Source organism: Salinicoccus albus DSM 19776 (assembly GCF_000385175.1).
In the GTDB taxonomy this organism is placed as follows: Bacteria; Bacillota; Bacilli; order Staphylococcales; family Salinicoccaceae; genus Salinicoccus; species Salinicoccus albus.
The window spans coordinates 46593-58068 of record NZ_ARQJ01000033.1; the positions used below are offsets into that span (position 1 = coordinate 46593).

At 45.9% G+C, this 11476-nt stretch carries 9 protein-coding genes; 2 read left to right on the top strand and 7 right to left on the bottom strand.

The genetic code is table 11. The annotated features are described in order from the left end of the window. Positions 1–236: 236 nt before the first annotated feature. The 4 genes from recD2 to G343_RS0112600 are packed head-to-tail and all read right to left on the bottom strand — an operon-like array spanning position 237 to position 5534. The gene (recD2, locus tag G343_RS0112585; RefSeq protein ID WP_020008511.1) at positions 237–2606 is read right to left on the bottom strand and encodes an SF1B family DNA helicase RecD2; all 2370 of its coding nucleotides are present in this window, start codon (positions 2604–2606) and stop codon (positions 237–239) included. 25 nt (positions 2607–2631) lie between these two features. Continuing rightward, on the bottom strand, positions 2632–3282 hold the full coding sequence (locus G343_RS0112590) for a tetratricopeptide repeat protein (RefSeq protein WP_020008512.1): 651 nt from the start codon (positions 3280–3282) through the stop codon (positions 2632–2634). Next, the gene (gene mnmA, locus G343_RS0112595; protein WP_020008513.1) at positions 3282–4388 is read right to left on the bottom strand and encodes a tRNA 2-thiouridine(34) synthase MnmA; all 1107 of its coding nucleotides are present in this window, start codon (positions 4386–4388) and stop codon (positions 3282–3284) included. The genes G343_RS0112590 and mnmA overlap by 1 nt, the downstream gene beginning before the upstream one ends. A gap of 24 nt (positions 4389–4412) precedes the next feature. Further along, positions 4413–5534, bottom strand: a complete 1122-nt coding sequence (locus G343_RS0112600) for a cysteine desulfurase family protein (protein WP_020008514.1) — start codon at positions 5532–5534, stop codon at positions 4413–4415. 147 nt (positions 5535–5681) lie between these two features. On the opposite strand from G343_RS0112600, the gene G343_RS0112605 reads away from it, so the two are divergent. Continuing rightward, complete coding sequence (locus G343_RS0112605) at positions 5682–6683, top strand: LLM class flavin-dependent oxidoreductase (protein ID WP_020008515.1); 1002 nt, start codon at positions 5682–5684, stop codon at positions 6681–6683. 33 nt (positions 6684–6716) lie between these two features. On the opposite strand, the gene thrB is transcribed toward G343_RS0112605, so the two are convergent. From thrB to G343_RS0112620, 3 genes are read right to left on the bottom strand one after another with little or no spacing between them, the layout of a single operon-like run. Continuing rightward, positions 6717–7589, bottom strand: coding sequence for a homoserine kinase (gene thrB / locus G343_RS0112610; RefSeq protein WP_020008516.1), 873 nt, complete (start codon positions 7587–7589; stop codon positions 6717–6719). Beyond that, positions 7576–8652 carry a threonine synthase gene (thrC, locus tag G343_RS0112615; RefSeq protein ID WP_020008517.1) on the bottom strand — a complete coding sequence of 359 codons (1077 nt, stop codon included), beginning with the start codon at positions 8650–8652 and terminating at the stop codon, positions 7576–7578. The genes thrB and thrC overlap by 14 nt, the downstream gene beginning before the upstream one ends. Before the next feature lies 1 nt (position 8653). Further along, positions 8654–9871, bottom strand: a complete 1218-nt coding sequence (locus G343_RS0112620; RefSeq protein ID WP_020008518.1) for a homoserine dehydrogenase — start codon at positions 9869–9871, stop codon at positions 8654–8656. Positions 9872–10028: 157 nt separating this feature from the next. On the opposite strand from G343_RS0112620, the gene G343_RS0112625 reads away from it, so the two are divergent. Continuing rightward, on the top strand, positions 10029–11393 hold the full coding sequence (locus G343_RS0112625; RefSeq protein ID WP_020008519.1) for an aspartate kinase: 1365 nt from the start codon (positions 10029–10031) through the stop codon (positions 11391–11393). Positions 11394–11476 lie beyond the last annotated feature (83 nt).

The following is an 11476-nucleotide window of genomic DNA, read 5'->3' on the forward strand; positions in this document are numbered from 1 at the left end:
GTCAAATTACGGAATAAAAAAACCGTCCTCAATAAAGGGACGGTCTTAACCGCGGTACCACCCAGGTTATGGCAGATGCCATCACTCTAAGATTATCTCATTTTACTGAACTACAGCACGTCAAAAGGCGTATCATTGTTTCCAGCTGCCACAATGTCTCTGTAAAATTACGTTCCTAAGAATTGATAGTCCAGTTTTTCACTTGTCAATGATTATAGATTCAAACGGATACTGTGTCAATTAAAATCGTATGGTGACACCTCACCCATGTTGATCATCGCCGGTATCCTTACCATATTCTCCTCGGTCAAAACCGTCTCTTCAGGCAAGGCGTTTTCCCTGTCACTGCCCGTTACATCCATACCGAAGACGGTATGGATCATTTCCGTGAGCGATGTATTCCTTTGAATACCTTCCCGCTTCAAGGCATCGTAAAAAGCGGTGTCGTCCCCGCATATAATCAGGGACTCCCTGGCTCTGGAGATGCCGGTATAGACGATGTTCTTCATCAGCATATGCCGATAGCTTTTAACGACCGGCATAATGACTATGGGATATTCGCTGCCCTGTGCCTTATGAATGCTTGTACAATATGCATGTGAAAGTTCTATCAGTTCTTTTCTTTCATAGGCGATATGAATGCCGTCAAAGTCAACCGTAATGGTATCTTTCTCCGCTCCATCCTGATCTTTGAATAATATAGAGTCAATGATCCCGGAGTCCCCGTTGAATACATTGTCCTCCGCTCTGTTAACAAGCTGGATGACTTTATCACCTTCACGGAAGCGCAGATCACCAAACTCGATTTCATTCTTATCATCTTCACCGGGATTTAAAATCCGCTGGAGTATCTGGTTGAGTTTTGTGATGCCAGCATTTCCCTTGTATATTGGGGCAAGCACCTGGATATCACGCATATCATACCCTTTAGTCACTGCCTTGTCCACGACATTTTCTACGAGTTCGGGGATCTGGTTTATCCCGGCCGGGATAAACAGCCGATCGGTGAATTTCTGCCGTATATCCATCTGTCTGTCTTCTTTGATTTCATGCGCCAGACGGATGATTGAGGAGCCTTCCCCTTGACGATAGATGGTATCCAGTTCAGTCACTGGGATGACATCCGATGTTATCAGATCTTTAAATACAGTACCGGGACCGACCGAGGGCAGCTGGTCCCGGTCCCCGACAAAAACAAGTATGGTATAAGGTTTTACATTGCGCATGAACTGGTAGAACAGCCAAGTATCAACCATGGACATTTCATCGATGATAATCAGCTCCGCATCCAGATCCGCATCGATCAGTTCGTCTTTACCAGTCTCCATGCCCCAGCCGATCAATCTGTGTATTGTGGATGCTGAAATGCCGGCAGTTTCACTTAACCGTTTGGAGGCGCGGCCGGTCGGTGCGATAAGTTTGACCGGATATTCATCGGCTGAATATTCGCCATAGTCCTTAAGTTTATGAATTCTGTGATAAGCATTGATGATGCCTTTGACAATGGTTGTCTTACCTGTACCGGGTCCGCCCGTAATTATTGAGATCTTTTGTGTCAGCGCCCGGATGATCCCCTCTTTTTGTTTCCTATTATATGAAATATCAAAATGATCTCCGACTTCCTCAACCGTTTCTCCCGCTTTTTCAGTACTGATTGATATGTCAGTACGGTCATTAACAAGCCGGTATATCTGTTCCGCGGATTTATACTCCGAATAAAACAACGACGGGATGTAAATACTGCCTTCAAAATCGATCAGCTGATCACTGTCGCACAATGCATGGACAGCATCAATGATCTCCGTATCGGCGAAATAGCTTGTATCATCTTTCGCAAGGAGCTCATCAGCGGAACTGACCAGATCCTCCATTCTGATATAGGTATGTCCGTCAGACATGACCAGCGATTCCATGACATACATGATCCCCGCTTTCAGCCTGCCGGTGTCATCCAAGGTTATCCCGGAGCTGAGCGCAATCCTGTCCGCTGTCGCAAAACCGATGCCTTCAATATCCATGACCAGCCTGTAGGGTTCTTTATCAATGATATTCAGAGTGTCTTCATCGTAGGTCTTTAAGATCCTGGCACTCATCCGGGCGCCAAAGCCCAATTCTGTCAGCTTGATGATCATCTGCTCCGTCTGGCGGTTCTCCAGTATCGTTCTGTGGATCATGTCGATTTTGTTTCCGGATAATCCGTCGACCGTTTTTAAAGCTGCCGGGTCGTCGGATATTTTCTCAAGGGCATCCACTCCAAGGGTGTCCACGATTTTTTTTGCGGTCTTTTCACCGATGCCCGGAAAAGTGTCTCCCGACAGGTAATGTATGACGCCCCGCACTGTGTTGGGCAGTGCCTTCTTAAAAGAGTCGGCACTGAATTGTTCGCCATACCGGGTGTGATTAGTTGTTTTGCCTGAAAAGCGGTAGCTCTCCCCTTCTGTAACTGCATGAAAATATCCCGTCACAATAACGTCGTCATTGAAATGGGTATTCGTCTCGGTAATATTCACTTTAAGGACGGCAAAACGGGTCTGTTCACTCAAGAAAATGACACGCTCCACTTCACCGGTCACATAAGTGTCATCATAAATTGTCGATTGTTCCATACAAAATCACTGTCCTTGGTTGTCACTATCCATTGCTTTCAGTCAGCTTACGGAGTGCATGATGGGCAAGATGATGATCATTTTGAATTTCTGATGCATTTCTGAAATGATGTATTGCAGCATTCTGATCATCATATTTCATCAGTTTTAACAGCCCCATGTTGTACTCTGCGTCGGCATGATCCGTCTTATCGATCACTTTGCCAAGCAGTTTTTCCGCAGGGTCATACAGCGAGACCTGGCAGCACAGAAGACCATACTGAAATGATATATCCAAATCATCCGGTTTGGCATTATGCGCCGCTTCAAAAAATTGAATCGCTTTCTCCGGTGAATCCAGATGGACATGTGACATGGCCAGCATGAAATTCAGATCGCCGTCCTCAGGATTTCTGCTGTAAGCAAGCAGATACAGCCTCACTGCTTCAGAGTATCGTTCGCTGTCAAAATAGATGTTTGCCAGGGAATAATATGCGCTTGTACTGCCAGAATTCAAAGTGATGGCTTTCTGCAGAAAATTTTCCGCTTCCTGATCTCTGCCTGCCTTATGAAGCATGTTTGCACCATTGATATAATGAACTTCTTCCCGGGGTTCTGCCTCGATTGAATTGAAAATTGCTTCTATCGCCGCTTCCATTTTTCCGTCACGCATCAGTTTTTCGTATTCCAGACCCATTATCCAAGATACTCCAGTTCTTTTTGATTCATATAGACCGTATCTATCGTGGCACCGCCAAGACAGACATCACCGTCGTATAATACAACAGCCTGGCCTGGTGTGATTGCCCGTGACGATTCATGGAAATCCACATTCACCCTGCCGTCCGACAGCCTGTTCACTGTGACCGGAACATCTTTTTGGCGGTATCTGAATTTGGCTGTACATTCAAATGTCTCCGGCATGTCATTGATCAGATTAAGTTCAGATGCCGTGAGACTGGACGCATCCAAGGCAGGATTATCAGCGCCTGACACGACGTAAAGTTCATTGGTTTCAAGATTCTTGCCCGCAACAAAATAAGGGCCGCTGTCTCCGCCAATGCCCAGTCCCTGACGCTGGCCGATAGTATAGTACATCAAACCGTCATGCTGGCCTTTATCTTCGCCCGTGTCCATATCGATCATACGTCCGGGGTTCGCCGGCAGATAACCGCTGAGGAACTCCTTAAAGTCCCTTTCACCGATGAAACATATGCCCGTTGAATCTTTTTTGTCCTTGGTCGCCAGATCATAGGATTGTGCCAGTTCCCTCACTTCGGACTTATTCAAATGACCGAGCGGGAACATCACGCGCGCAAGCTGTCTTTGCGACAATTGGTTCAGGAAATACGTCTGATCTTTATTATCATCGATGCCCCGCAGCATCCTGACACCGTCACTTCCATGTTCCACCCGTGCATAATGTCCTGTGGCGACATAATCAGCACCGAGCAGCATCGCATGGTCCAGGAACGCGTTGAATTTAATTTCTTTATTACACATAACATCCGGGTTCGGCGTTCTTCCTTTTTCGTATTCATCGAGAAAATAACGGAAGACCCTGTCGTAATATTCCTTTTCAAAATTGACCGAATAATACGGGATGCCGATTTCCTCGGCGACCAGTCTCACATCTTCATAATCCTCTGTTGCAGTACACATGCCAAACTCGTCTGTGTCGTCCCAGTTCTTCATGAAGATCCCTATGGTATTGTACCCCTGATCTTTCAGCAATTTAGCCGTAACAGAGCTGTCTACACCTCCGCTCATGCCTACCACTACAGTTGTTTTTGAATTATCCACTGTCAACATCCTTTCAAAATGTATCTATACCAATCTCTCGTATATTTCCTTTAACGCTTCTGTAATCCGCTCGATCTCCTCAGTTTCTGTCAGATGGGAAAAGCTGAATCTCAAAGATTTCATTACCCGTTCATCCTCACCATACATTGACGCGAGCACATGGGAGGGTTCAACCGTCCCCGCATGGCATGCTGATCCTGCGGAAATATAAATATCCGCCATATCAAGTGCAGTGAGCAGAAATTCCGATTTTGCCCACGGAAAGTACAGATTAATGATATGGGTGGCTGACTGGTTGACGTCACCATTTACCTTGAACGGGATTTCAGCTTGTGTAAGATCATTGAGAAATTTCTCTTTCATCTGCATTTCCCTGATCGTTCTCTCAGTTCTGCCATCGTGTGCTTTCTGCATCGCCTGGCTGATGGCATAGATGAACATACTGTTTTCTGTGCCGCCTCTGGCATCTTTTTCCTGGGAACCGCCCGTAATCAACGGTGTCATCATCACCCCGGTTTTGCGATAGAGCACGCCGACCCCTTTCGGTCCGTAAATCTTGTGGCCGCTGAGGGAAAGAAGGTCGATACCCAGATTTTTGACATCAACGCCAATATGGCCGAATGCCTGGACAGCATCGACATGAAACAGTGCGGCGTGGTCATGCAGCATCTGCCCGATTTCATAGACAGGCTGCATGACACCTGTTTCATTGTTAATAAACATAACGGAAATGAGTCTCGTATCTTCTCTCAGTTCCTGTCTGAAGTGATCCATATTCATGACACCGTTCTCATCGGTTTTTATATAGCTGACTTCAGCGTGTGCTTCCAGCGATTTATAAGTGTTGAGCACTGAAGCATGTTCTATTTCTGTGGTAATTATATGGGGACGGTCATATTTTGATACAATCCCTCTGATTGCCATATTGTTTGCTTCAGTCGCACCGCTGGTGAAGATGATTTCCTGCGGGGAAGCATTCAACAGATCAGCAACCGCCCTGCGTGAGGATTCAAGATGTGCTTTCGCACGCTTGCCGAGTTTATGGATACTGGATGGATTGCCAAATTCATCAGAATGAACCATCACATTTTCAATTATATCTTTATCCAGAGGCGTTGTTGCTGCATAATCTGCATATACTCCCACTGATATCACCTTTCACTTTCTTAAATAGCATTATTATACATTATTAGATTCTAACATGGAACAGCCAATTTTTATACTTTCCAAACTCGTTCGTTAGACAATTCAAACACATTCACTGATAATTGTTTTAAAAGAGGAGGCGTTGAAATGATGGAGAAATTATCTACATCTGTCCTTAACCTTGTGCCAGTGCGTGAAGGGAAAGATGTTTCTCAAGCGATAGAAGACATGGTTGAATTGGCCAAACATGTCGATGGGAGTAGTTATGAGCGCTACTGGGTGGCTGAACACCATAATACGACCACCATTGCTTCATCAGCGACAAGACAGCTCATCCATCATATTTTGAACAGTACGAATGATATCCGTGTGGGCAGCGGCGGTGTCATGCTGCCCAACCACTCTCCCCTGGTTGTATCTGAAGAATTCGGTACGTTGAATGCAATATTTGGAGATCGTCTGGATATTGGACTCGGGCGCGCACCCGGCACTGATATGCGGACAGCTTCTGCCATCCGGCGGAATAATCATGAAGGGGTCTACAGTTTTGGTTCTGAGGTCGGGGAAATAAAGAAATATCTATCTGTCGAGGAGACACAGGTGGTTGCATTTCCGGGTACAGGCACCAATATCCCGCTGTATATACTTGGTTCTTCGACTGATTCAGCGCACGTGGCAGCCAGACTCGGGCTGCCTTATGCATTTGCTGCCCACTTTGCGCCCCAGCAGATGGGAGAAGCTTTTAAAATTTATGAACGGGAATTTGAACCTTCCGATCAACTGTCGGAACCATACAAAATTGCTTGTCTGAATGTTATTTGTGCGGATACGGATGAAGCCGCCAACTATTTGAATACGACGATGTCTCAATTTGTTCTTAATATCATGCGCGGCGGCCGTCAAAAGCTGCAGCCGCCTGTGGATGATATGGAAGAATTATGGTCCCCGCAGGAAAAGCAGGCAGTCGAAAGCAGATTCCCTGTAGCCATGCTGGGTTCAGAGGAAACGGTACTTGAGAAGCTGAGGCTGTTCCAGAATCAGTATCATGTTGATGAAGTCATGGCTGTCAGTTATATATACGACACCCATGCACAGCATGCTTCCTATGATATGTGGGAACGTGTCGTGAAAAGGTATAATGATAATTGAAAACAGGCGCATGGGAACTCCCATGCGCCTGTTCTATCGCTTCGTGTGTATATCAATCACTTCATGGACACAATCCGGGATGACGGATAATGCATCCACTATAAGCGCTGCATCATTCGTGTCACACAGCGTCAGAAGTGTGGGGCCCGCACCGCTGATGACTGTTGCATGGGCGCCATGATTCAGTGAAACAGCTTTGACTTCATCATATTCGTGGATCAGATATCTGCGATATGGCTCATGAAAACTGTCTTTCATCATCAGCTGCCCCATCGTGTTGTAATCCTGGTTGATCATGGCCATCAGCAGGACGTTGGTTACGGCATTCTGATCCACAGCATCCTGCTTTATGTATGATTGCGGCAGAGCGGCTCTTGCCGCTTTCGTATCGATTTCATACCCAGGTATACTGACAATGGCGGCCAGACCTTTCAAGTCATGACTATAATAGAAAAGTTCCCCGTTTTTATAATATCCAACAAAGAAACCGCCTGTTACAGCAGGTCCCACATTATCCGGATGTCCTTCGATTTCACTGGCTCTCTGCACTTTTTCATATTCACTCAAATGTAAACCGCAGAACTGATCGGCGAGTTCTATGCCTGCAACAATGGCTGACGCAGAGCTGCCCATACCGTGTGTCAGCGGTATTTCGCTGTCCATGGTGATTTTGAGCTTGGGCAGTGTTTTATGATACTCTCCTGCGATATTCATCGCTGTCCGAATACAGAGGTTCGTCTCATCAGAAGGAAGGACTTCAAGACTTTCACGTTCAAATTTCATTTCCCACCGGTCGTTTTTTTCCGCTTTGATATAAAGGAATTTCTCCAGCGCCAAACCGATCGAATCAAACCCCGGGCCCAGATTCGCACTGGTTGCCGGTATTTTAAACTCAGTAGCTTCCATCTTCTGTGATACCTTCGATGTACTTTATGATCTGGTCCTCATCATTTGGCAGGACTTTTGGTTTTTGAGTAATTTGATCAACAGCCGTTTGAGGATCTTTAAGCCCGTTTCCGGTCAATACTGTCACAACCGTAGCCCCCTGTTCTATCTTACCGTTCTCCAGTGAACGCAGCATGCCGGCGACACTTGCGTTGGACCCGGGTTCTGCAAAAACCCCTTCGGCTGCTGCAAGTGTCTCATATGCATTGAGAATTTCGTCGTCCGATACTGCTTCAATCATGCCGCCGGATTCGTCCCGGGCAGCCTTGGCAAATTCCCAGCTTGCCGGATTGCCGATGCGGATGGCAGTGGCCACGGTTTCCGGCTGTTCTATGATTTTATCGTTGACGATCGCGGCTGCACCTTCAGCTTCAAAACCATAGATTCTGGGCAGTGCAGCATTTTTCTTCTCATTATACTCCTTGAATCCTTTCCAATAAGCGGAAATATTCCCCGCGTTACCTACCGGGATTGTCAGATAGTCCGGAGAACTGCCAAGCTGATCGACGATTTCAAAAGCCGATGTTTTCTGCCCTTCGAGCCTGTAAGGATTCACAGAATTGACAAGTGTGATGCCATCCTTCTCTTCGGCAATCTTGCGTACCACTTTCAGCGCTTCATCGAAGTTGCCCTCGATCGATACGATCCTGGCACCGTACATCATCGCCTGCGCCAGTTTACCGAGTGCAATTTTGCCTTCCGGAATGACCACAATCGTGTTCAGCCCTGCACGCGCTGCATAAGCAGCTGCAGAGGCCGATGTGTTCCCTGTAGAAGCGCATATGACTGTGTGTGCCCCCTGCTCTTTTGCTTTGGCAACCGCCAGGACCATGCCTCTGTCTTTAAATGAACCGGTCGGATTGGCGCCTTCATATTTGGCATAAATTTCCGCACCATACTGGGCACTCAGTGTTTTCAGATGTATGAGAGGTGTGGCGCCCTCATACAGCGTGAGTTCCGGTGTTTCTGTTCCTGTGGGGAGAAAGTCTTTGTATTCCTCAAGCACACCCTGCCAATTTAACATGCTATTCAACTCCATCAATTTGATATGACGCTTTGATATCAAGTAATCTATCTGCTTTCAAATCATCTAATTGTTTGTTCGTAATTGCTTCTGTAATGATTACAAACTCATCGCTGTCCACTATTTTAAATTCCACCGACATCCCGTTAAGTGCAGCTTCTGCTTCATTTTGTTCGTTGGCAAATCTGATATAGTGTCTGCCGGCTCCTGAATCTGGATTCACTTCAACGGTTTCATCCGGTGCAAAATTTTTCACCCCGGCATCTTTATACCGGATGACGTTGATCAGGTCAGAGACCACAGCTGAAGCTGTTTGAAGGCTGCCCGCTCCCGGACCGTAGAACATTGTTTCTCCAACGGCATTGCCATTCACATAGACCGCATTCATCTCATAGTTTACACTGGCAAGCTGATGCGTTGACGGCAGCAGCACCGGTTCTACACTGACGCAGAGCCCGCCCGCATCATACGTGCTCTTACCGAGGAGTTTCAAAGTCAGGTTCTCCCTGGCTGCATTGTCAATATCCACGATACTGACATCGCTGATTCCCCTGACCTGCACTTCACTCATATTAATCTTTCTATCATACGCCAGACGGGAAAGCAGAACAATCTTCCGCTTGGCATCGATGCCTTCCACATCATTTGTGGGATCTGTTTCTGCATAGCCTTTCTCTTTGGCATCCGCCAGTGCCTTGTTGTATTCCCAGCCGTCAATCGCCATCTTTGACAGAATATAGTTTGTCGTACCGTTCAGAATACCAAGCACTTTTGTAATCCTGTTGCTGTTCAGGCTGTTTTCAATACTTCGGACAATCGGGAGTCCGCCGGCCACACTGGCTTCATAAGCCAGTGTGGCGTTATTTTCATTTGCCGTTTCAGTCAGTACATCTATATGTTCGGCCAGCATATCTTTGTTGGCGCTGACCACGTGAACGCCCCGTTTGAGAAACGATTGCAAGAGATCCTTTGTCTTTTCGATCCCGCCCATGACCTCAATGACAATATCAATGGTGTCATCTTCTATAATATCATTGACATCATCAGTAATGACAGCCGCACCTGTATCGGCATCACGCTGTTTATCCACATCACTGACAAGTATGTGGCTGATGATGATCTTTTCATCTGTAAGCTTGGTAATCTTGTCACTGTTGTTTGTCAGTACATTGACGACACCGCTGCCTACTGTACCCAAACCGAGTAAAGCAATATTCATATTGTCATTAGACCTCCTATTTTAAATTATCATTTAAGATAACATATTACCCCGTAAAATTAAAAAGTTCAAGGTCTATTATATAGAAAAGTCTACACAATTCATAATTTTTCATGTATTATTATTGCTAAAATCCAATTGACGGGGTGTTTTATATATGAAAGTCGTAAAATTCGGAGGCAGTTCCCTCTCTGAAGCCAAACAATTGAAAAAAGTAGCGAATATTATCAAAGATGATCCAACCAGACGCATCGTTGTCGTTTCTGCTCCAGGCAAACGTTTCGATGGTGATGTCAAAGTGACGGATCTGTTGATCGCACTTCGCAGGAATAAGGTAACCGGACTCGATACGAACGAGGCGATCAATCAAATCATCGAAAGATTTGAGTCCATCATTAATGAACTGGGGCTGTCGGAATCGCTGCTCTTAACTTACAGAAAAACTTTGAATCACTACCTGGATACCATCGATGACGAAAACCGTCTGCTCGATGCATTAAAATCGTGCGGCGAGGACTTCAATGCACAGCTGCTCAGCGATTATTTGAACCTGTCGGGCGTGCCTGCCAGATATGTATCACCAAAAGCAGCCGGCATCAAAGTTACGGATGAACCTTCTAATGCACAGCTGCTGGCTGGATCATATGATGCGCTGTCAAAATTGAACTATGAGGAACATGTCCTGGTTATCCCAGGGTTTTTCGGCGTATCTGAAAATGATCGCATCGTGGCCTTCCCCAGAGGCGGTTCAGACATTACAGGTGCAATAGTTGCCCGGGGGACCGATGCAGATTTATATGAAAACTTCACTGACGTCAGCCATATCTACTCTGCACATCCAGGGATGATTGAAAACCCCCACGCCATCAAGGAGATCACCTACAGAGAGATGCGTGAATTATCATATTCCGGGTTCAGTGTATTCCATGATGAAGCTATTCAGCCGCTCTATGAAAATAAAACCCCGATTATGATACGCAATACGAATCAGCCGGAAATCGAAGGTACAAAAATTGTTGCGGACAGGGAATTCATTCCTGAGATGCCAGTCATCGGCATCAGCTGCGACGAAGGTTTCACCTCCATAACACTGAAAAAATATCTGATGAACCAGCAGGTCGGTTTTACGAGGAGACTGCTGCAGATTATTGAAGATTATGATATTTCTTATGAACACATGCCTTCGGGCATCGATAACCTTTCTGTAATCATCCGCTCCAGTAAGTTTGAAGGTAACACTAAACTTGAAAACATATTGAAAGAAATCGAAGAACACATGGAACCTGAAGAGATGTATGTAGAAGATAACCTGGTCATTCTGGTTATTGTCGGCGAAGGCATGAAGGAACATATCGGCATCGCAACAAAGACCACCACAGCGCTCAGTGAAGGTAACATCAACATCAGCATGATCAATCAGGGATCTTCAGAAATCAGCATGATGTTTGCGATTCGTCTGGAAGATGAAGAGAAAGCTCTGAAAGCAATCTATAGTAATTATTTCAAAGAAATTGACGGTTAGGCACCGGGGCTCTCAAAATATGGGAGCCTTTTTCATGCTTTATGGATGATGTCACCCGCCCAGTCGGGTTATACTGGAAATAA

Coding starts and splice junctions, on each gene's coding strand:
- thrB (WP_020008516.1), bottom strand. CDS start 7,589: ATGGAAGCTACTGAGTTTAAAATACCGGCAACCAGTGCGAATCTGGGC.
- G343_RS0112605 (WP_020008515.1), top strand. CDS start 5,682: ATGATGGAGAAATTATCTACATCTGTCCTTAACCTTGTGCCAGTGCGT.
- G343_RS0112590 (WP_020008512.1), bottom strand. CDS start 3,282: ATGGGTCTGGAATACGAAAAACTGATGCGTGACGGAAAAATGGAAGCG.
- G343_RS0112620 (WP_020008518.1), bottom strand. CDS start 9,871: ATGAATATTGCTTTACTCGGTTTGGGTACAGTAGGCAGCGGTGTCGTC.
- G343_RS0112625 (WP_020008519.1), top strand. CDS start 10,029: ATGAAAGTCGTAAAATTCGGAGGCAGTTCCCTCTCTGAAGCCAAACAA.
- recD2 (WP_020008511.1), bottom strand. CDS start 2,606: ATGGAACAATCGACAATTTATGATGACACTTATGTGACCGGTGAAGTG.
- thrC (WP_020008517.1), bottom strand. CDS start 8,652: ATGTTAAATTGGCAGGGTGTGCTTGAGGAATACAAAGACTTTCTCCCC.